Genomic DNA, 21,409 nt, shown 5'->3' on the forward strand with positions numbered 1-21,409 from the left:
ATAAACCTCCACTCCGCTGCGGGTTCAGTCTCGTTTGATGTGAAATTCCATTCTATCGGATATTGTACCATTTTTTTCTGGAAACAAGAAATACGGTTTCTAATAAATAGAAAAAAACATTTCATACGAATAATGAAATGTTTTTCTTTTTGTCACTTTCTCTTTTTTTCATATAGAGGTTCAACAATTGCCTTTTCAATTATCATATTAAAAATTGAAATACAAATTGCCGCAACAATCGCTACACCAAATCCTGATATATTAAAAGCATCTCCTAATAATGAATCTGCTATTTTTAACGTAATCGCATTAATAACAATTAAGAAGAACCCGAAAGTTACAACCGTAATTGGTAACGTAATTAAAATTAAAAACGGTTTTACGAACACATTTAAAACAGCCAAAATAATACTCGCAATAATTGCAGTTTGTATATTTGCTACGTAAAATGCATCTGGTGCAATCCCTTTTAAAAGTCCCGATACAGCGATTAACACAACGCTATTTACAAGAAGTGATACAATCCATCTCATTTCGTTACACATCCTTTTAACCATATATATTTCATCATACGCTAATAGATAATAAACGCAAGTATCATACAAATACTTATATCAACTTATTCTACTCTTCATGCTTGTATACCTACTAACACTTCCTCGCAAAATAAGGACCACACCACCTATTTTCATGAGTTTTTACAAAGGTCCAAGTGAAATCTTTATCTACAATATAGATATCGCCTTTATACGCATCGTCTGTCTCACACAATATATCATCCATATGTAACAAACTCGCATCCTTTATTAACAGTACTTCATCACAGTGTTGGTAGAAAACATAGCACTCCTTTTTCGCTTCATTATGAAACGCTCTCTCTGCTTCTGTTCCTTCTAAACACTTCTTTTTCTCATAACTAAATATGTGCCATAGATAACCACATGCATACCTATCTCCATAAAGAAAAATATCTTCTTTTTCTTCATCACTTAAATGATTTGCAAAGTGATCCTCCCAGCGCTTGCGAAAATATATACCCCAACTTTGAAATTCTCTTACCTTCATATTTTTCTTCCTTAACATCTCTAAAAACTCCATCTTCTCCCCCTATACAATAAAAAACCGAGCGTCATTTCCACTCGGTTTTCATCAATAAACTTATTGCGATAACTCTACTTCTTTTATTTTCTCTTTCATTCTTGCTTTATCACGATTTAAGATCTCTTTTAAATACTTACCTGTGTACGAGCGCTCTTCTTTCACTACTTGCTCTGGCGTTCCAGAAGCAACGATTTGTCCACCTTTATCTCCGCCCTCTGGTCCAAGATCAACGATATAATCAGCTGTTTTAATTACATCTAGATTATGTTCAATTACAAGTACAGTTTCACCGCTCTCAACAAGACGTTGCAGCACTTCTAAAAGACGTGCAATATCATGCGCATGCAAACCAGTCGTTGGCTCATCTAAAATGTATAACGTACGACCTGTAGAACGACGGTGTAATTCAGAAGCTAATTTCACACGCTGTGCTTCCCCACCAGATAATGTTGTTGCTGGTTGACCTAATTTCATATAACCAAGCCCAACATCTACAAGCGTTTGAAGTTTACGCTTAATTTTAGGAATATTGGCGAAGAATTCTACTCCATCTTCAATTGTCATCCCTAACACTTCAGAAATATTCTTATCTTTATATTTCACTTCTAACGTTTCACGATTATATCGTTTACCGTGACAAACTTCACACGGAACGTATACGTCTGGTAAGAAGTGCATTTCAATTTTAATAATTCCATCACCACGGCACGCTTCACAACGGCCACCTTTTACGTTAAAACTGAAACGTCCTTTTTGATATCCGCGCACTTTCGCTTCATTCGTTTGTGCAAACACATCACGAATATCATCGAATACACCTGTGTACGTCGCTGGATTAGAACGTGGTGTACGACCAATTGGCGATTGATCAATATCAATTACTTTATCTAAATGTTCAAGACCTCTAATCTCTTTATGAGTACCTGGCTTCGCTTTCGCTTTATATAGCTTTTGCGCTAACGATTTATATAGTACTTCATTAATCATCGTACTTTTACCAGAACCAGATACCCCTGTTACCGCTACAAACGTACCGAGTGGAAATGACATCTTCGCATTCTTTAAGTTATTCTCTTTTGCGCCGACAATCTCCACTTTACGTCCGTCACCTTTACGTCTTTCAAGTGGAACCGGAATAAACTCTTTACCGCTTAAATACTTCCCTGTTAATGAATTCTCATCTTGCATCACTTCAGCTGGTGTACCTGCTGATACGACTTGTCCACCGTGAATACCTGCGCCAGGCCCGATATCAAGTAAATAATCAGCTGCCATCATCGTATCTTCATCATGCTCAACAACAATTAACGTATTACCTAAATCACGCATTTCTTGCAATGTACGAATAAGACGATCGTTATCACGCTGGTGTAAACCGATGGAAGGCTCATCAAGAATGTAAAGCACGCCAGTAAGACGAGAACCAATTTGCGTCGCTAAACGAATACGCTGCGCCTCACCACCTGATAATGTTCCGGCGGCACGACTTAACGTTAAATAATCTAAACCGACGTTTACTAAGAACCCAACGCGCTCCTGAATTTCTCTTAAAATTAAATGAGCAATTTTTTGTTGTTTCTCCGTTAACTCCACATTTGAGAAGAATTCCTGTACTTCTTGAACAGAATATTTCGTTACATCAGCAATCGTTTTCCCACCAACGAAAACAGCTAAACTCTCAGGTTTTAAACGTCCACCTTTACACTTCGGACAAGCTTGTTCTGCCATATACTTTTCCATTTGCTCACGAATGTAATCAGAACTCGTTTCGCGATAACGACGTTCAATATTTGGAATAACACCTTCAAATAAAATCTCATTTTCCTTTACTTGACCAAATTCATTTACATAGCGGAAATAAACTTTCTCTTCACCGCTTCCGTACAACACTTTATCAAATAAATCTTTCGGTATATCTTTCACAGGCACATCCATATCAACGCCGTAGTGATTACATACAGATTGTAAAAGTTGTGGATAGTATTGTGAACTTGTCGGTTCCCAAGGCGCAATCGCATGTTCATTTAATGATAAATCCCAGTTCGGGATAACAAGCTCTAAATCGACCTCTAGCTTTGAACCAAGTCCATCACAAGAAGGACATGCTCCGAACGGACTGTTGAATGAGAACATACGCGGCTCTAATTCTCCGATTGAAAAACCACAATGCGGACAAGCATGATGTTCACTAAATAGAAGTTCCTCTTCTCCCATTACATCAATTAACACTCGGCCTCCGCCAAGCTTTAATGCACTTTCAAGTGAATCAGCAAGACGGCTTGCGATTCCTTCTTTTACAACAATACGGTCAATTACAACTTCAATGGAATGCTTTTTATTTTTATCTAACATAATCTCTTCAGATACATCAAGCATTTCACCATCAACACGTACACGAACATATCCTTGCTTCTTAATATCTTCAAGTACTTTCACATGTGCACCTTTACGCCCAGACACGATAGGAGCTAACACTTGTAATTTCGTACGTTCAGGATATTCAAGAACACGGTCTACCATCTGCTCTACTGTTTGTGATGTAATTTCAATCCCATGATTTGGACAAATCGGCGTACCAATTCGCGCAAATAATAAACGTAAATAATCATAAATCTCCGTTACCGTTCCGACAGTTGAACGTGGATTACGACTCGTTGTTTTTTGATCGATTGAAATCGCTGGTGACAATCCTTCAATCGTGTCCACATCCGGCTTATCCATTTGTCCTAAAAACTGGCGCGCATACGCAGATAATGACTCTACGTATCTGCGCTGCCCTTCTGCATAAATCGTATCAAATGCTAATGATGATTTCCCCGAACCAGACAATCCCGTTACAACGACAAGCTGATTTCTCGGAATGGTTACATCAATATTTTTTAAGTTATGTGCTCTAGCACCTTTTACAACGATAAAATCCTTGCTCTTACTCACTTTTTTCACCCTTCCGCTTTTAATTCTAATAGTAAATCTCTTAGTTCAGCTGCACGCTCGAAGTCTAACGCTTTTGCTGCTTCTTTCATCTCTGCTTCCATCTTCGCAATTGTCTTTTCGCGCTCTTTTTTCGTCATCTTCTTAGCTGGCGTTGCTTCATACGTTTCCGTTTCTTCAGCAGCTGTCGTTGCACGGATAACATCACGAACGCCTTTTTGAATCGTTTTCGGCGTAATACCATGCTCTTCATTGTAAGCTTCTTGTATACTACGACGACGCTTCGTTTCTTCAATCGCAATTCCCATAGATTTCGTTATACGATCTGCATACATAATAACGCGGCCGTTTTCATTACGTGCGGCACGACCGATTGTTTGAATTAATGAACGCTCTGAACGTAAGAACCCTTCCTTATCAGCATCTAAAATAGCGACAAGTGATACTTCTGGAATATCTAATCCTTCTCGTAATAAGTTAATACCGACAAGTACATCAAACTTACCAAGGCGAAGATCACGAATAATTTCAATACGTTCTAACGTTTTAATTTCAGAGTGAAGATAGTTCACTTTAATTCCTACATCTTTTAAGTAATCCGTTAAATCCTCTGACATCTTCTTCGTTAAAGTCGTAATTAATACACGCTCATTTTTTGCAATACGATCTTGAATTTCTCCTAATAAATCATCAATTTGACCTTCAATTGGTCGTATATCAATTGGTGGATCTAAAAGCCCTGTTGGACGAATAATTTGCTCTATTACTTCTGGCGACTGCTCTAACTCGTACGGTCCTGGCGTTGCTGAAACATAAATAACTTGATTTGTTTTCTCTTCAAACTCATCAAACATAAGCGGTCTATTATCTAAAGCCGATGGCAGACGGAATCCATGATCCACAAGCACTTGCTTACGTGCTTGGTCACCGTTATACATCGCTCTTACTTGCGGTACTGATACGTGCGACTCATCCATGACAATTAAGAAATCTTCAGGGAAATAATCTAATAACGTATACGGTGTTGCCCCTGCTGGTCGAAGCGTTAAATGGCGGGAATAGTTTTCAATGCCTGAACAAAAGCCCATCTCACGCATCATTTCTAAATCATAACGTGTACGCTGTTCTATACGCTGCGCTTCTAACAACTTACCATTATCATTTAATTCCTTTAAACGCTCTTCTAATTCTTTTTCGATATTTTCAATAGCGACCTTCATTTTCTCTTCACGTGTAACGAAGTGAGATGCTGGGAAGATTGCTACATGATCACGTTCTGCTAATACTTCACCTGTTAACGCATTTACTTCACGAATACGATCGATTTCATCACCGAAAAACTCAATTCGAATACAATGCTCATCAAGTGATGCTGGGAAGATTTCAACTACATCTCCGCGCACACGGAATGTACCACGCTTGAAATCAATATCATTACGTCCATACTGTACATCAACAAGTTCACGAAGCAATTGATTGCGGTCTTTTTCCATACCAACTCGAAGCGAAACAACTAACTCGCGGTATTCTTCTGGAGAACCTAAGCCATATATACACGAAACACTCGCAACGATAATTACATCGTCCCGTTCAAATAATGCAGACGTTGCCGAGTGACGCAATTTATCAATTTCATCATTAATCTGCGCATCCTTTTCAATAAACGTATCTGTTTGTGGTACATACGCTTCTGGCTGGTAATAATCGTAGTAACTAACAAAATATTCAACTGCATTATTCGGGAAAAAGTCTTTCAACTCACTATATAACTGCCCTGCTAACGTTTTATTATGAGCCATAACAAGTGTTGGCTTTTGCACTTCTTTAATGACATTTGAAATCGTAAATGTCTTACCCGTTCCTGTCGCTCCAAGCAACACTTGCTTTTTCTTTCCACTATTAATTCCCTCTACAAGCTTCTCTATAGCTACCGGCTGATCACCTTGCGGGGAATACGCTGAGACAATTTCAAATTGACGTTCCAAGAAAATCCGACCTCCTCATAAAAATCTGTATTATTATTTTACCACGAATACCTATAAAAAACCTAAAAAAACGAACAGATATTCGGTAAAATTTTCGACAATATACACGTAGAAAAAGGAAGGAGTAAATACTTCCTTCCTCTACTAATTCTATTTTTTAGGTACATATACTAAGTCATATCCATTGCGCCCATTTTCATTCACACAGTCTATTAACCTATAAGCCGTTTGCGATTCACACTGCTCTTTAACAATCCTTTTACAGCTATCTTTATATAACCTCTTATCCTCACCAGCAAATTTGTCTTGTCTACTATCTAACACATAATGTATATCTTTCCCACTATGCTCTAATGTTTGAAAAACCGGGTCATCTTCTTCGGTATACTGTACAATTCTTATTTCATCAACTTTCCCTTGTTCCACATTCCAAACGAACTGCTCGAATTTATCTAGATTGGAAATCCTGGTTCCCTTTACAATGACATCATTCTTCTTGTTAATTGTAGTGTTAGATGGTGAACATGCTACTAAACTAAAGAGAAATAGATATATATAAATGGTTCTTTTTCCTATTTTTATCCTCTCCTATAAAAATTATTTGTATACCCAAAAGCTACTTTCAACTATGAAAGTAGCTTTTCTTTTCCTTTCTCCTTCTTCGGAAAAATAACATATGAAAATGAAATTGCTGTATCAATTAAAAATACAATCGCCCACACTTGGCTGACGCGACTTGCAGCTTTATTTAAAACGATTCCCGATTCTAACCAATTACCCCATTTTTCAAATGGAATAAATCCATACGCGAAGTAAAAGAATATGTGCACACCAACGAATAAAACAAGATGTAATACCCAATTTTTTATTTCCTGCTTCGCATAAGCCATACCTGTTAATTCTACGTGCTCTTCCATAATTGGCGCTGGTTCATTCCGCCATTTCGCAACTAGCTTTTGCGCAAATATATCAAGCTTCTTCAAATCCTTTTTCCCGTAGAAAACTGCATACAATAAAATAATTACAGTAATGATCTGAAAGTTAGAGAACTTTCCTGTTTGATAATAGTCCACTACTCCTAAGGATAAAATGAACACTTCATTTACGAGTAGTACAATCCCCATAATAAAGCTTGCCTTCTTCAAACGGAATCCGTAACGGAGTAAAAAGAAACCGATAGCCGATAACCAAAATACAATCTCTGCCCCAATTAAAAAATACCAACGATATTCTGCGAGTATACTCATTTACCCTTCTCCTTTTCATCATATATACGAAAAGCTTCATCCATATATAATAAAAATTCTTCTTCAATTGGATACATGCTCATTTTCTGTGAATCTTCCTTCGATTTTCTAACTTCCCATAACTTATCTAAAAATGCTTCATCACCATTGGCCATTTCTAAACACTTCTGCATTAATCTCTTCGTTGCCCTTTGTACCTCATCACTCGCGACTTCTTTGCCGTATTTCATAAAAGTGCGTAATTGCTTTAATACATCTACCCACTCTAAAACATTCGGATCTTGTTCACTCATATTTGGCAAATTATGAAGCAATTTTTGTTCTTCCTTTGAAAACACTTCATTTTGAAATATTTCACGTATACGAGAAGACTGTTTTGAAAGCTGAATCAGTTCAAACATAACTTTCCAATCAAGTTCTCCCTCTACATCTACCGAATAAACAACAGCTTGTAAAACACGCTCCATTCGATTAAACTTCTTTTGTTCTTCCTGTACAAATCGAAGTTGTTTTTCAAGCAAATCCTTTAAATTAAGCTCACCTTTTACTAACATATTCGCAGACTCTTTTAATGAAAATCCCATTTCCTTTAAAAATAAAATTTGTTGCAAACGAATAACGTCATTTTCACTATATAACCGATGCCCGCCTTCTGTTTTCCCGCTCGGCTTTAATAAATCTATTTGATCATAATAACGTAATGTACGTACTGTTACCCCTGTTTCTTTCGTCAATTGTTGTATTGAAATCACTACCATCACCTCTTCCCCTTCATTATAAAAGATGACGTTACGTCACTTTCAAGCCTTTTGTAAAAAAATACAAAAAGCTGTTTATACTCTTCGTATAAACAGCTTTTACGGAAATAATCCTTTTTGTACAGCGCGCCCACAAAATAAAATAAGTGCTCCAACAACAACACTCGTTGCCGTTTTATGATAATGGGCTAATAATAATAAATAATACGATAAACCTACAGTACCAATCATAATACACATACTCGGCACTGGATTACGAGAAAAGTTTTGCATTCCCCAAAGAAGCGCAAATATAGCTGTAGCGACACATAACACCGGTAATCCCATCCCAGTTCCCCTTTTTCTATCTATTATTCCTTGTTGCCAACACGCTCGTTGATGCCGTACTAATTAAACTAATTAATAAACCAAAACCAATCCTTATATATTTAAACGTTTAATTTAATTGAAATCTCTCAAGCTTGTCAGTTATTTTCTTTCTCCTTACTCCAGCGTAAAGATTTCCTCCACCTTCACTCCAAAATATTTGGCGATTTTTAAGGATAGCTCTAGACTCGGGTTGTAATGATGATTTTCAATCGCCACGATCGTCTGCCGCGTCACCTGCATCGCCTTTGCCATTTCAACTTGTGTTATATGATTTTGCTTTCTTAATTCTTTTATTTTATTTTTCACACCCATAGAATCCACCTTCAAAAGTAAAGATATCTTTACAAATTTTAGAAAAACGTTTCACTGAACATCTACTCTAACGAAGTACAAGAGTAATTCAATTTATATCAGCGATTTCCCAAATATATCAGCGCAACTTAAATTATATCGGCGATTTCCCAAATATATCAGCGCAACTCCATTTATATCGGCGATTTTTCAAATATATCGACATCCGTAGCGCTACTATAATCATAAGAAAAAGCTGTCCCCAAATACCTTCAGGAACAGCTTTCTCCTCTACTACATAAATCCTAACGCATATACAAGAACGTATCCAAGAACCGATAAGCAAATCGAGCCAATCAGCCCTGCCACGAATGCTTTACTTCCTAATTTACGGAATGTTTTAAACTCTACATTTAAACCGAGCCCTGCCATCGCCATTGCGATTAGCATATAAGCAATGACAACAATATATCCCGCAACTACTTCTGGAATAATCCCGAGCGAATGCACTGCACTCATTGCTAAAAACCCGAAGATGAACCACGGAATTGGAAGGTCGCGCCACGATCTTTTTTCCTTGCTTCCCTCGCTCTTACCAAACCATAATCCGATTAAAATCGCTACTGGTACAAGCATTGCAACGCGCGTTAGTTTCACGATAACTGCGATGTCTACAGCCGGGCTTCCTCCTGGCGCCGCAGCTGCGATGACATGAGCGATTTCGTGAAGCGTCGCACCTGAGAATACACCGTAACCGTACGGAGATAAACCAAGCACTGGATATAATAACGTATAAATAAGCGTAAATATAGTACCTAAAATTGCGATGATTGCTGCTCCAACTGCCGTTTCGTCATCTTTTGCTTTCACTTGCGGTGCAATTGCCACGACCGCGGCTGCGCCGCAAATTGCCGTACCGCATGCAGTTAAAATTCCAAGTTTCTTTTCTACTTTAAATACTTTCGTTAATCCGTATACAACAAAAATAGTAAATGTAATAACAACCGCCGCGATGACCAATACTTTCGGTCCCGCCTTCGCAATATCAACAAGATTTAATCGCATTCCAAGTAAGATGATTCCAAAGCGCAGCAACTTCTTACTCGCAAAGTTCGTTCCTGCAATCGCATCGTGAGGAACTCCAATTGCAGCGCGCCAAACCATCCCAATTAGAATAGCAATTACTAATTGTCCCATAATATTTAAAAATGGAAGCTCTGCTAAATACTTCGCGGCAATTGCGATTAATAATGTAATCCCAATTCCTTGCGAAAATCCAAAGCCCTTCTTCTTTTGTATAACAAGTGTTTGTTCCACCTTGTACCACCCCAATAATCGTATTGGAACATGCATGTTCTTTCTACTTACATTATAAGAGAGTTTCTATAATAAGTTTAATATCAATACCAAATCTCTATCATCAGAAATACTTATGATAAGATGATAGAAAAAGAAAGGAGCAGATTATATGAACGTAGACATTTTAAAAATTTTTGTTACTGTCGTTGAACAGAAACACTTCTCCCGTGCAGCAGAATTATTAAACCTTTCACAGCCTGGCGTAAGTATGCATATACGCAACTTAGAAAACGAATTTGGCACTACGCTTATTCAACGCTCCCCGAAACACGTCCAAGTTACGGAAGCAGGAAACATATTATATATACATGCAAAGCAAATGCTCTCTCTTTACGAAGATGCTAAACAAGAAATTAACGAACTACATAACGTTGTAACAGGAACACTTCGCATTGGTGCTAGTTTTACAATTGGTGAATACTTACTTCCAAAAATATTGGCTAACTATGCGAATGAAAACCCACACGTCGAAGTTCATACTTTCATCTCAAATACAGAAGAGGTTTTGCAGAGCCTTCGTTCTAATCAAATTGATATCGGCTTAGTGGAAGGGCAAGTCGTATACGCTGACGTTGACGTTGAAACATTTATGCAAGATGAAATGAAGCTCGTCGTCCCACCAAATCATCCATTGCTCCGCACAAATGAAATAAATGAAAGCACACTCCAAGATCAAGTATGGGTATTAAGAGAAAGTGGTTCTGGTACACGCGCTTATAGTGATCGCTTTATTCATCAACACCATTTAAAAATGAAACGATTCTTTACATTCAGTAGTATCCAAAGCGTAAAGGAAGCTGTTAGTGCCGGGCTTGGCATCGCTATACTTTCTGATTGGACTGTACGGAAAGAGCTACTAGCAAAAGAACTATTCCACGTCGAAGTTCCAAATGAACAACTCATCCGTCCATTCTCCATCGTACGCGGCAAATATTTCATTCCATCTAAAGCCATTCAAGTGTTCTTAAATCATGTAGGTTCTTTTGCGAAAAAACAGAGTTGACCTTCACATTAGTGTGAAGGTTTACAATACATGTAAAAGGAGTGAAACACATTGCGAATTGGAGAATTATCAAAAGAAACTGGCGTTAGCGAAAGATCAATAAGACATTACGAAGAAAAGGGACTACTCCCTTCTAAGCGCCTCGCAAATGGCTACCGTGATTTTAATGAAAGTGCCATCGAAAAAGTGGAGCTTATTCAAATGCACTTACAAATTGGCTTAAATTTAGAAGAGACGGCAAGGATGCTGCGTTGCCTTTCAATTGAACCGCACCTATACGACAATCCGTGCAGCAGCATTCTTACGCTTTATGAAGATAAACTTAATGAAGTAACAAAGCAAATCTCATTACTTTCCAACATCCAAACGAATTTGCAAAAACACGTTTCACTCCTAAAACAAGCAAAAGAAAAGGGATGATTACATGTTTGTTATACATGGCAGTTCAAGACAAAACGGAAATACAGAAGCTTTAACACATATGATGATAGAGGGCATTGAAACAGAACAAATTTACTTGCGTGATCATACCGTCTATCCTATTACAGACCAACGTCATGATGCAGAAGGATTCCAACCTGTAAATGATGACTATGAGCAGTTAACGAAACGCATGCTAGAGCACGACACAATTATCTTTGCTACACCATTATATTGGTACGGAATGAGTGGACATATGAAAAACTTTGTTGATCGCTGGTCACAAAGCTTGCGCGATACATCTCTTCATTTCAAAGAAAAAATGAAAGGCAAAAAAATGTATGTTGTCATCGTTGGCGGGGACAATCCAAAGCTAAAAGCATTACCGCTTATTGCTCAATTCCAATATATCTTTGATTTTGTTGGTTCTTCATTTGAAGGTTATGTTATTGGGGATGCGAATGGACTAAATAAAATTAAAAACGATGCTGAGGTGCTGGCAAAAGCACAATTGTATAATAATAAATTCAAAAATAGCGAACAGAAATAAGTTTGACAAACCCTTTTGTATGCGCATACAATAAAAGTAATATTATGAAAGGAAGGTACTTTGACCAATGAAGTTCTAATTCTCTTATTTATTTCATCCATCACAAATAATGAACAAAAATGATGAAAACTAGCAGGGGATTAGTCTGTCCATTTGTCGATACTTTCTTTCGAAACGATCATGTAAAAAATCGTTTATTTATGTACGATTTTTTACATACAAGGGCGACGTTTATCCTCTCTAGTGAAACTAGGGAGGTTTTTTTATGACTATTTTATTCGCAAGTAATATTGAAAAGAGCTTTGGTGATCGCACACTATTTACATTACCATCACTGGAAATTCAAGCACAGGATCGCATAGGAATTGTCGGAGTCAACGGAGCTGGTAAATCTACGTTATTACAAATATTAAGTAAAGAAATAGAAGCTGACAGAGGCATAGTAACTCATCATAGTTCTATCGCCATCATTCCTCAGCTTAGCGAAGAACTACCGGAAACCGCTTCTTCTCTCGCAAAAGGAAAATGGAGTATTTCAAACGTTACCGACGCAATGAGCGGCGGTGAACGAATGCGGCTAAAGATTGCTCATGCTCTCGAACAAAATGCAGGCATTTTATTCGCTGATGAACCAACAAGCCACTTAGATATGGTCGGTACAGAGCAATTAGAAAAGGCACTTTCATCTTATAAAGGGGCACTTGTTTTAATATCGCATGATCGTGAATTTCTAGATAATATATGTACCAAAATTATTGAAATTGAAGACGGTATTATTCAAGAGTACAAAGGGAATTATTCAAACTATCGAAAACAAAAAGAACGTGAACGAATACAAAAACAAGCAGAATATGAGCAATATATACAAGAAAAAAATCGTTTAGAACAATCCATTCTACAAAGAAAACAACGTGCTTCTAACATGACAAAAATCCCAACACGGTTCAGTTCATCTGAATCTAGACTTTATAGGTTAAGTGGGGCTCATGGCCAAGAACAAGTTAGCAAAGCAGCGAAAGCATTAGAGACACGTCTCGAAAAACTAGAAAAGAAGGAAAAACCAAAGGATCTTTCTCAAGCTCAATTTGACGTACAATACCATACACCCATTCATAGTAAGGTGGCAGTACAATTCAATAAAGCAACAAAGAAAATAGGCGACCGCACACTATTTAAAAATATGAATGGAACTATTGCCCCTGGTGCAAAGCTTGCCGTTTTAGGGGCAAATGGAAGCGGCAAAACCACTTTGTTCAACATGCTTCTCACAAACGAGCGTGGCATGCAGCTATCGAAAAGTTGTAAAATTGGATACTTCGAACAAACATTATCTATTTTAAAAACAGATAAAACAATTTTAGAAAATGTTCTAGAAGAAACAAACTATACGGAAGCATTCGTTCGCACAATACTTGCGCGGCTTCTATTCCGCCGTGAGGATGTTCATAAACCTGTGCACATTCTAAGCGGGGGTGAACGAATGAAGGCTGCACTCGCAAAAGTATTTTTAGGAAACTATAATATGCTTCTGCTCGATGAACCGACAAACCATTTAGACTTAGCAACGCAAGAAGAATTAGAAACCATGTTACAGGAGTATCCTGGCACTATACTTTTTATTAGCCATGACCGTGCCTTTATTCGCTCTGTTGCAGACCATATTCTCCAAGTAGATGAGAGTGAACCAAGAATCTTCCACGGTAATTACGAGCAATACACAAAAAGAACCAGCGGAGATTCTGTAAATGTTACTGAACAAGAATTGTTACGATTACAAACAAAATTAACAGAAGTCATCGGCCGGATTTCCATTCCAAATCATCACGATGACATCACATCTCTCGAACAAGAATATGCAAAATTATTAACTCAAATTCAAAAATGTAAAGAAGCACTCTAATGTCTTCCCTATATATCGACGGGGCCTTCCACATTTCCCAAGGAATATTGAAACTTCGACATATAAAGTAAAAAGCCGTGCATCAGCACGGCTTTTTACTTTTATATACGGACAGCAGTCCCGCTCACCGCAACCATTAGCATTCCTTCGCGAACTACTTCGTAATCCACGTCTATACCAACAATTGCATTCGCATTTTTTTGTCTTGCGAAAGTTTTCATTTCTTCCATTGCGATGTCGCGTGCTTCTTTTAATTTACTTTCATAAGCGCCCGCACGACCGCCGACAACGTCACGAACAGAGGCGAAAAGGTCACGAACAATATTCGCGCCCATAATCGCTTCTCCATTGACGATATCGATATACTCAATAATTTCTTTTCCTTGAATTGTAGACGTTGTTGTTACAATCATACTTTATAGCCTCCCATATGAGATTTTTACCTACTTATGGTGCACTAATTCAGTACAAATTATATTTACGAACTAAACTGAGCTTCGTATAACCTACTATATCCTCCGCCTTGCTCAATTAATTCATTATGTGAACCTTGTTCTGCAATACCATCTTTATTTACAACGACGATGCGATCTGCATTTTTAATCGTTGCAAGTCTGTGAGCGATAACTAATGTTGTACGACCAACAGATAGCTCCGCAAGCGATTTTTGAATTGCAAGTTCTGTCTCAGTATCTAATGCAGAAGTTGCTTCATCCAATATTAAAATTGGAGGGTTTTTCAAGAACATACGAGCAATAGCTAGACGCTGCTTCTGTCCACCTGAAAGTTTCACGCCGCGCTCACCGATAACAGTATCTAAACCGTCCGGCTGTGAGTAAATTAAATCTTCTAACTGCGCACGTTTTACTGCCTGCCAAATTTCAGCTTCTGATGCTTTTAAATTTCCGTAAGCAATATTTTCACGAATTGTTCCTGAGAATAAGAACACGTCTTGCTGCACAATTCCAATTTGCTTACGAAGTGAAGATAACGTCATATCTTTCGTATCAATACCATCAATTTGAATCGATCCAGATGATTGCTCATAAAAACGTGGTAATAGGCTACATAACGTCGTTTTCCCAGCTCCTGATGGTCCAACGAACGCCACCGTTTCACCTGCATGTATTTTCAAACTAATGTCATTTAAAATCGGTTCTTTGTTTTCATATCCGAACGTAATGTTGTTATATTGAATATCACCATGTACATGTTTAACTTCCATTGCATCTTTAGAGTCTACAATGTCAGGCTCTGTTTCAAGAAGCTCTACATATCTTTTAAAACCAGCAATCCCTTTCGGATAGCTTTCGATTACCGCGTTAATTTTTTCAATTGGACGGAAGAAAATATTCGTTAATAGAACGAATCCAATAAATCCGCCGTACGTTAATTCTCCTTGCAAAACAAACCATGTACCGCATATTAAGACGAAAAGCGTTACAAGACGCATAAGCATATAACTAATCGATGAATTTAACGCCATAATTTTATACGCCATTAATTTCGTTGTACGGAAACGAGCGTTGTTCACAGCAAATTGCTCTTTCTCAAACTTTTCATTTCCGAATGCTTGTACAACACGAATTCCCCCAACATTGTTCTCAATGCATGCATTAAAATCAGCAACGTCTGAGAATAAACGTCTAAATGTACCTGTCATTTTTTTATTGAAGTAAAGTGCTAACCATAATAGGAATGGAATGACGAAGAACGTTAATAACGCTAACTTCCAGTTGATCATCATCATAAATGAGAATGCCCCAACTAAAGTCATTACGGCGATAAATAAATCTTCTGGTCCATGGTGAGCAATTTCCCCAATTTCCATTAAATCGTTTGTAAGGCGTGAAATTAAATGACCTGTTTTATTATTGTCAAAAAATCTAAATGATAGCTTTTGAATATGATCAAATAATTTCTGCCTCATATCTGTTTCAATGTTAACACCAAGCATATGTCCCCAATATGTAACGACATATTGTAAGCCTGCATTTAACATATAAACTGCGAGTAAACCGAAACAGGCCCATAAAATAAGCGTCCAGTTTTGCCCTGGCAATAACTTATCAATAAATTGATTTACGATAAGCGGGAAGCCAAGTTCTAATAATCCTGCGACAACCGCACAAGAAAAGTCGAGTATAAATAAACCTTTATATGGTTTATAGTACGAGAAAAATTTACGCAGCATATCTTACCTCCATTTTCCAAAATTAAAAAGACTCACTAAATGATAACCATTATCAAATAATTATTCAAGTTATCCGTCTATGAAACTGAAAATAAGCTTTCCGACAGTTGTCTTTTTTTGCCGGAAAGTCAATATATTCGAATAATCGCCGATATATTTCAAGTTGCACTGATATATTCGGATAATCGCCGATATAAATTTCATTTACTAACTATCCTCCCCCCCAAAAAACAAAAAAAGGTACCACCACAAGGTGATACCATTCCTTCTATTACATCGCTTCCGAATCCCACTCATGCTCCTGTTCAACGAATACAATACCTAATTCGTGATGTCCACCAGCATATAATGCAGTTTGTGCAAGACGAAGCTCACCATTTGTATCTAATACTTCTAATTTACAAAATGCTCCTGTCGTCTTCGTTTGAAGCGCATCATAAAATTCCTCGGCGCTTTTTGGAATGACTCCATTTACTTTCGTAATAATTTCTCCAGGAAGTAATTTCAGCTCTGCTCCAATTGTATTTGGAATTGTATCTAGTACAACGAGCCCATCATTGCGTGCAGCAAAATACGCTGGTCTTGTTTCATCGGCAATTTTTTCTTGCATCGAAATTGTGAAACGCCCAAGCATAGCGACTCCCATCGCGATAATTGCAAGTACGTGCCACCAGTAACTTGCGATTCCTAAAACGAGCACAAGTCCCGCTAACCCATAAACACGTCTTCCTGTAAATAATAAAGCTTCCGTCGGCTCATAACTTTTAATCTTTCTCATAAATCCAATTAAAAATGGAACGAGGAATAGAGAATATGTATTTGAACCTATTGAAACGATAGGCCACCATGAAATAAACTGCGTTACCGCATCACCCGGTACAAGAATAAAAATAGGAACGATCCATAAACGCTTTGATTCGTGTAAACCAATCTTTAATCCACGCTTCCCCTTCCTAATCTTCGGCGTCGAATATCCTACTGCGTTTTTAGAAATCAATAAGCCTTCTACAATAAGCATAACGCCTAGTAAAATAACAAGGGATACAATGGTACTCTCTTCACCTTCTCGAAGCTGTAAAAAGGAAACTGGTAGCTTAGAAGATAATAGAACACATACAATCGCAATGCTAAATGTATAAGCTGCCGATAAATATCGATACATAGCCGTTAATCCAAATAGTAACGTCCAAATTAAAATGGCCCATAAGCTTGCTTTAGAAACAACAAGTCCAAGCCCAATCGTAACAATAGACACTACTAATCCATATCCAATCCCTGCAAATAGAGAGGTTCGCAGTTCAAACCAAATATCATAAACTTTAAAAGAAAAATCTTTTCGTTCTCTTAACATACGTAAGTATCCAACGAAGATACTACTTATTACAAATATATAGACAGCAGGGTGTAAGAAAAAACGTCCAACTGCCCGCATTATTTCAAAAATCCACGCCTCCATGAACTCATTCACCACCATTTATATCATTCTTTCTTTTTATATTATCATAACTAAACAAACGTTTGTTTAACACAAAAAAATACAGGCAGCAAACTGCCTGTATTTCTTCTTATTTTGCCATTAATTTTAATGCTGACTGTAATTGTAGATCATTTTCTCCAGAACGGATTTTTTCGATAATTTTAGTTTGAATCGCTTCAGCTGTCTTTTTATCAAGCTGTCCTGTCGCTTCCATCTCATTTGCATTTTGGAATGCTTTCAGAGCCGATTCTGTCTCTTTACTAAAGTATCCATCTTCACGACCTGGTACATACCCTAAGCTCTTAAGCATTTCTTGAGCATGTTTTACTTGTACATCATTTGAATTGTATGAAAGTGTTTTTTCAATTTGAATTGGTGTCGCATGATAATAATTTGGTTGCTTCACTTCTACTGTTGGCGCGATTCCTTTTTTATGAATCCAGTTCCCATCCGGTGTTAACCATTTAAACATCGTTAATTTAATGTTGCTGCCGTCTTTAAATGGAACAGCTTGCTGGACAGTACCTTTACCAAATGTCTTTTCACCAATTAAATCGTATCCTTCTCCTTCTTTTAGCGCACCCGCTAAAATCTCTGAAGCAGAAGCACTTCCATTATCAATTAATACTGAAATTGGATATGGTTTTCTCTCTTTCAGTTCTGTAGAGAATTTCTTCTTCTCACCATTTCGCTGCTCTACTTGTAGCATCGGCTTTTTATTCGTCATAATTTCTCCTAGTATATCTTCTACACTATTTAAATAACCACCAGGATTACCACGCACGTCAATAACTAAGCCTTTTATATTTTTCTTCTCTAACTCTTTTAACTGATCCTTAAATTCTTTCGCTGTATTTTCAGCAAAAGAAGTGATTTGCATATAACCGATATCTTTTCCACTCTCTTGCTTCACAGAACTAAATACTGTAAAGATTGGAATCTTTTCACGCTTAATTTTAAATACGATCGGATCAGTTACTCCCGCACGTTTAATTTCAATTGCGACAGTCGTTCCCTTTTTACCACGAATTTTTAATACTGCTTCTTCACGTGATAAGTCTTTCACACTGTTTCCATCTACAGATAAAATTTGGTCATTCGGTTTAATTCCTATCTTTTCTGCTGGTGAACCTTTAATTGGCGATACGATAATAAGCTTACCGTCCGTCTTGTTCACCTCAGCCCCAATCCCCTCTAATTCGGGATCAAGCGATTCACTAAACTGTTTGGCTGTTTCTTTATCCATATACGTGGAATAAGGGTCCTTCAGCGTAGACAACATACCTTGTATTGCACCTTCAACTAACTTTTCATCTTTCACGTCTTCCACATAACGTGAATCAATTAGTGCATACGCCTCATTAATTTTTGCCAAATTCCCTTGCGCAGTGCTAGCATTCCCACTCGAAATTGTTTGCGTTACTTCTGATGGGTTAACCCCAAATACAGACATGCCTGCAAACATTCCGCCAGCACCAATTAAAAATGCAACAACCATTCCAATAATTGCAACTCTACGTTTCAATGCGGAATTCCCCTTTCCAAAACACACAGGTGGTGTAGCAAAAGGCATCACACAGTGTGTGATGCCTTTACCTATTTCTACTATATGATAAGCTTGTACGAATTATGTTTGCAACTTTTTATACTTTTAAGAAGCGACGAATTGACATTACACTTCCCCACATACCGATTAAAGCACCGATTAACACTAGTAAACCAGCTAATTGGAATACGAACGGACTGTATGGTAGAAGCTCGAAAATTGTTCCGCCAAGTTTTTCATTAAACACACCTTGCAACGAATTATACGTAATTAGAATTAGGCCAATTGGAATAATTGATCCTAATACTCCTAAGAATAACCCCTCTAGCAAGAATGGCCAACGAATAAACCAGTTTGTTGCACCAACAAGTTTCATAATTTCAATTTCTGTACTACGAGCATAAATTGTAATTTTAATTGTATTAGAGATTAAGAACATCGCTGTGAATAAAAGACCAGCAATTAACGCAATCCCAATGTTACGACCAGTTTTTACAGTATCAAATAATCGTTCAACTTGCCCTTTTCCGTACTGAACATTACTAACAAACTGCATTTTTTCAACCTTCTTCGCGATTGTCGCTGTATCGGTTGGTTCTTTTGCTTTTACAACGAATACGTTTTTAAGTGGGTTATCTTGTTCAAATAACTCAAACGTTTTTCCACTATCACCTAAGCTTTTAATTAAACGTTTTAACTCTTCTTCTTTAGAAGAATATTTAATAGAATCTACTTTTGCAATCTTACTCATATCTTCTTCTAATTTCTTTTGATCCGCTTCTTTTGCAGCTGGATCAATGTGTACACGAATCTCTACATCTTGCTCTACTTTAGTCGCAAAATGGTTCATATTCATAATCGCTGTTAAAAAGACACCTACAAGTAATAATGTAACTGTTACTGCACTAACAGAAGCAAATGTCATCCATCCGTTACGTGATAGATTCTTTACACCTTCTCGCAAATGTCGACTAAGGGTCTTAGCCTTCATATCCGTATCCTCCCTCAATCTCATCTCGAACAATTTTTCCGCCTTCAATCGCGATTACACGATGACGGATTGTATTTACGATATCTGCATTATGCGTCGCCATAACGATCGTTGTGCCGCGCTCATTAATGCGAGTAAAAATATTCATAATATCAAGAGCTGTTTCAATATCTAAGTTACCTGTTGGCTCATCGGCAATTACAACCTTTGGTCTATTTACAATTGCTCTTGCAATAGCCACACGTTGTTGCTCCCCGCCCGAAAGCTCACTTGGAAGTGCGTCTGCACGATCTTCAAGGCCTACAAGACCTAACACTTCTGTTACACGCTCACGAATTGCATCTGGTTCTTCTTCAATTACTTCTAAAGCAAACGAAACATTCTCATATACCGTTAATTTAGGTAGCAATTTGAAATCTTGGAAAATTACGCCTAATTGGCGACGGAAATACGGAACGTCTCTTTCTGCCAATGTTTCGATAGTAAGTCCATTTACATTAATAGATCCTGTAGATGGTTTCTCTTCACGATACATCATTTTAATAAATGTAGATTTCCCGGCTCCACTCGGTCCAACTACGTATACGAATTCACCTTGTTTAATGTTAACTGTAAGACCAGCAATGGCTTTCATACCATTCGGGTACTCCTTATAAACATTCGTCATTTTTATCATTATTTATCACCCAATACTTAATGATTTTTTTCGAAATACTTTTCTGTACATCTGAAAATAAAAGACATCCTTCATTTTCATTTAGTCATCCTTGTTGAAGGTAGTTTACTTATGCTTTCTCATAAGCAATACCACTCTATGTAATATATTTCAGCAAAATTCTACAAACCCCATTGTAACATCAAACGGTTTCCAATTTGGATACATTTTTGTTACAGTTATGTTACATACCAGAAAAAAGGAAAACGAGCTGACTATATTATCAACTCGCCCATTTCACCTTTTTATTTATGTTCAGCTAACCATTCAGATACTTTTTTCGCATCTTCACCTTGAATAAGTCCTGGTGACATTGAACCACGGCCTTTTTTAATAATCTCTTCGATATCTGCAGCGTCGTACTTACCGCCTACTTTTCTTAAATCAGGTCCAGTTGCCCCTGATAAATCTGTTGCGTGACATCCCGCACAACTTCTTTGGAAAATTTGTTCTGCGCTGTCTGTGCTTGCAGACTGTTTCGAAGACTTACTCTCTTCTTTATTTCCGCATGCTCCTAAAGCAAAAACAACCGATGTCCCTAGCGCAATAGCCAACAATTTCTTTTTCACTTC

Annotated in this window: 21 protein-coding genes; 4 read left to right on the plus strand and 17 right to left on the minus strand. The window is 37.5% G+C overall.

Features of this window, described 5'->3' with window-relative positions; translation table 11 throughout:
* Positions 1-152 precede the first annotated feature (152 nt).
* The 10 genes from AXW78_RS24755 to AXW78_RS24800 all read right to left on the minus strand — a co-directional run bounded on the left by AXW78_RS24755 (position 153) and on the right by AXW78_RS24800 (position 9,999).
* Positions 153-533, minus strand: a complete 381-nt coding sequence (locus AXW78_RS24755; protein ID WP_001267308.1) for a phage holin family protein — start codon at positions 531-533, stop codon at positions 153-155.
* Between the two features lie 115 nt (positions 534-648).
* Positions 649-1,098 carry a DUF4275 family protein gene (locus AXW78_RS24760; protein WP_000394732.1) on the minus strand — a complete coding sequence of 150 codons (450 nt, stop codon included), beginning with the start codon at positions 1,096-1,098 and terminating at the stop codon, positions 649-651.
* Between the two features lie 60 nt (positions 1,099-1,158).
* Positions 1,159-4,035, minus strand: coding sequence for an excinuclease ABC subunit UvrA (uvrA, locus tag AXW78_RS24765; RefSeq protein WP_000045585.1), 2,877 nt, complete (start codon positions 4,033-4,035; stop codon positions 1,159-1,161).
* 5 nt (positions 4,036-4,040) lie between these two features.
* Entirely contained in the window at positions 4,041-6,017 is a 1,977-nt protein-coding gene (uvrB, locus tag AXW78_RS24770) for an excinuclease ABC subunit B (protein WP_061884745.1), read from the minus strand.
* A 150-nt stretch (positions 6,018-6,167) separates the two neighbouring features.
* Positions 6,168-6,599 carry a DUF4362 domain-containing protein gene (locus AXW78_RS33010; RefSeq protein ID WP_033690032.1) on the minus strand — a complete coding sequence of 144 codons (432 nt, stop codon included), beginning with the start codon at positions 6,597-6,599 and terminating at the stop codon, positions 6,168-6,170.
* A 44-nt stretch (positions 6,600-6,643) separates the two neighbouring features.
* Positions 6,644-7,264 (minus strand): hypothetical protein, encoded by a 621-nt coding sequence (locus AXW78_RS24780; RefSeq protein ID WP_000025199.1) that lies wholly within the window; start codon positions 7,262-7,264, stop codon positions 6,644-6,646.
* Positions 7,261-8,022 (minus strand): MerR family transcriptional regulator, encoded by a 762-nt coding sequence (locus AXW78_RS24785; protein ID WP_000260359.1) that lies wholly within the window; start codon positions 8,020-8,022, stop codon positions 7,261-7,263. Before AXW78_RS24785 ends, AXW78_RS24780 begins: the two co-directional genes overlap by 4 nt.
* A gap of 99 nt (positions 8,023-8,121) precedes the next feature.
* On the minus strand, positions 8,122-8,349 hold the full coding sequence (locus AXW78_RS24790; RefSeq protein ID WP_000524136.1) for a hypothetical protein: 228 nt from the start codon (positions 8,347-8,349) through the stop codon (positions 8,122-8,124).
* 156 nt (positions 8,350-8,505) lie between these two features.
* A complete protein-coding gene (locus AXW78_RS24795; protein WP_000538364.1) occupies positions 8,506-8,703 on the minus strand; it encodes a helix-turn-helix transcriptional regulator in 198 nt (65 codons plus the stop codon).
* A 273-nt stretch (positions 8,704-8,976) separates the two neighbouring features.
* Positions 8,977-9,999 carry a YeiH family protein gene (locus AXW78_RS24800; RefSeq protein ID WP_061884746.1) on the minus strand — a complete coding sequence of 341 codons (1,023 nt, stop codon included), beginning with the start codon at positions 9,997-9,999 and terminating at the stop codon, positions 8,977-8,979.
* A 151-nt stretch (positions 10,000-10,150) separates the two neighbouring features.
* On the opposite strand from AXW78_RS24800, the gene AXW78_RS24805 reads away from it, so the two are divergent.
* The 4 genes from AXW78_RS24805 to abc-f all read left to right on the plus strand — a co-directional run bounded on the left by AXW78_RS24805 (position 10,151) and on the right by abc-f (position 13,914).
* On the plus strand, positions 10,151-11,044 hold the full coding sequence (locus tag AXW78_RS24805) for a LysR family transcriptional regulator (protein ID WP_061884747.1): 894 nt from the start codon (positions 10,151-10,153) through the stop codon (positions 11,042-11,044).
* Between the two features lie 51 nt (positions 11,045-11,095).
* Positions 11,096-11,464 (plus strand): MerR family transcriptional regulator, encoded by a 369-nt coding sequence (locus AXW78_RS24810; protein ID WP_061884748.1) that lies wholly within the window; start codon positions 11,096-11,098, stop codon positions 11,462-11,464.
* Between the two features lie 4 nt (positions 11,465-11,468).
* Positions 11,469-12,014, plus strand: coding sequence for a flavodoxin family protein (locus AXW78_RS24815; protein WP_061884749.1), 546 nt, complete (start codon positions 11,469-11,471; stop codon positions 12,012-12,014).
* A gap of 265 nt (positions 12,015-12,279) precedes the next feature.
* On the plus strand, positions 12,280-13,914 hold the full coding sequence (gene abc-f, locus AXW78_RS24820; protein ID WP_061884750.1) for a ribosomal protection-like ABC-F family protein: 1,635 nt from the start codon (positions 12,280-12,282) through the stop codon (positions 13,912-13,914).
* A gap of 101 nt (positions 13,915-14,015) precedes the next feature.
* Here the strand turns inward: abc-f and AXW78_RS24825 are convergent, their stop codons facing one another.
* The 7 genes from AXW78_RS24825 to cccB form a co-directional block, all read right to left on the minus strand.
* A complete protein-coding gene (locus AXW78_RS24825) occupies positions 14,016-14,327 on the minus strand; it encodes a heavy metal-binding domain-containing protein (protein ID WP_000637523.1) in 312 nt (103 codons plus the stop codon).
* Positions 14,328-14,392: 65 nt separating this feature from the next.
* On the minus strand, positions 14,393-16,108 hold the full coding sequence (locus AXW78_RS24830) for an ABC transporter ATP-binding protein (protein WP_000944620.1): 1,716 nt from the start codon (positions 16,106-16,108) through the stop codon (positions 14,393-14,395).
* 271 nt (positions 16,109-16,379) lie between these two features.
* The gene (locus AXW78_RS24835; RefSeq protein WP_000388611.1) at positions 16,380-17,564 is read right to left on the minus strand and encodes a PDZ domain-containing protein; all 1,185 of its coding nucleotides are present in this window, start codon (positions 17,562-17,564) and stop codon (positions 16,380-16,382) included.
* 109 nt (positions 17,565-17,673) lie between these two features.
* Positions 17,674-19,158 carry a S41 family peptidase gene (locus AXW78_RS24840; protein ID WP_002005957.1) on the minus strand — a complete coding sequence of 495 codons (1,485 nt, stop codon included), beginning with the start codon at positions 19,156-19,158 and terminating at the stop codon, positions 17,674-17,676.
* 70 nt (positions 19,159-19,228) lie between these two features.
* Positions 19,229-20,122: a permease-like cell division protein FtsX gene (gene ftsX, locus AXW78_RS24845; protein ID WP_000645027.1), complete on the minus strand. Its 894-nt coding sequence runs from the start codon at positions 20,120-20,122 to the stop codon at positions 19,229-19,231.
* A complete protein-coding gene (gene ftsE / locus AXW78_RS24850) occupies positions 20,112-20,798 on the minus strand; it encodes a cell division ATP-binding protein FtsE (protein WP_000594321.1) in 687 nt (228 codons plus the stop codon). The genes ftsX and ftsE overlap by 11 nt, the downstream gene beginning before the upstream one ends.
* A 284-nt stretch (positions 20,799-21,082) precedes the next feature.
* Entirely contained in the window at positions 21,083-21,406 is a 324-nt protein-coding gene (cccB, locus tag AXW78_RS24855) for a cytochrome c551 (protein WP_000727971.1), read from the minus strand.
* Positions 21,407-21,409 lie beyond the last annotated feature (3 nt).

This window comes from Bacillus thuringiensis (assembly GCF_001595725.1).
GTDB classification, from domain to species: Bacteria; Bacillota; Bacilli; order Bacillales; family Bacillaceae_G; genus Bacillus_A; species Bacillus_A thuringiensis_K.

What these genes read in the sequence shown, in the direction of transcription:
- AXW78_RS24760 (WP_000394732.1), bottom strand. Translation starts at nt 1,098, where the DNA reads ATGGAGTTTTTAGAGATGTTAAGGAAGAAAAATATGAAGGTAAGAGAA.
- AXW78_RS24835 (WP_000388611.1), bottom strand. Translation starts at nt 17,564, where the DNA reads ATGGAGGCGTGGATTTTTGAAATAATGCGGGCAGTTGGACGTTTTTTC.
- ftsX (WP_000645027.1), bottom strand. Translation starts at nt 20,122, where the DNA reads ATGAAGGCTAAGACCCTTAGTCGACATTTGCGAGAAGGTGTAAAGAAT.
- AXW78_RS24825 (WP_000637523.1), bottom strand. Translation starts at nt 14,327, where the DNA reads ATGATTGTAACAACAACGTCTACAATTCAAGGAAAAGAAATTATTGAG.
- AXW78_RS24790 (WP_000524136.1), bottom strand. Translation starts at nt 8,349, where the DNA reads ATGGGATTACCGGTGTTATGTGTCGCTACAGCTATATTTGCGCTTCTT.
- AXW78_RS24755 (WP_001267308.1), bottom strand. Translation starts at nt 533, where the DNA reads ATGAGATGGATTGTATCACTTCTTGTAAATAGCGTTGTGTTAATCGCT.
- AXW78_RS24805 (WP_061884747.1), top strand. Translation starts at nt 10,151, where the DNA reads ATGAACGTAGACATTTTAAAAATTTTTGTTACTGTCGTTGAACAGAAA.
- AXW78_RS24830 (WP_000944620.1), bottom strand. Translation starts at nt 16,108, where the DNA reads ATGCTGCGTAAATTTTTCTCGTACTATAAACCATATAAAGGTTTATTT.
- ftsE (WP_000594321.1), bottom strand. Translation starts at nt 20,798, where the DNA reads ATGATAAAAATGACGAATGTTTATAAGGAGTACCCGAATGGTATGAAA.
- abc-f (WP_061884750.1), top strand. Translation starts at nt 12,280, where the DNA reads ATGACTATTTTATTCGCAAGTAATATTGAAAAGAGCTTTGGTGATCGC.
- AXW78_RS24780 (WP_000025199.1), bottom strand. Translation starts at nt 7,264, where the DNA reads ATGAGTATACTCGCAGAATATCGTTGGTATTTTTTAATTGGGGCAGAG.
- AXW78_RS24795 (WP_000538364.1), bottom strand. Translation starts at nt 8,703, where the DNA reads ATGGGTGTGAAAAATAAAATAAAAGAATTAAGAAAGCAAAATCATATA.
- AXW78_RS24815 (WP_061884749.1), top strand. Translation starts at nt 11,469, where the DNA reads ATGTTTGTTATACATGGCAGTTCAAGACAAAACGGAAATACAGAAGCT.
- AXW78_RS24840 (WP_002005957.1), bottom strand. Translation starts at nt 19,158, where the DNA reads ATGCCTTTTGCTACACCACCTGTGTGTTTTGGAAAGGGGAATTCCGCA.
- AXW78_RS24785 (WP_000260359.1), bottom strand. Translation starts at nt 8,022, where the DNA reads ATGGTAGTGATTTCAATACAACAATTGACGAAAGAAACAGGGGTAACA.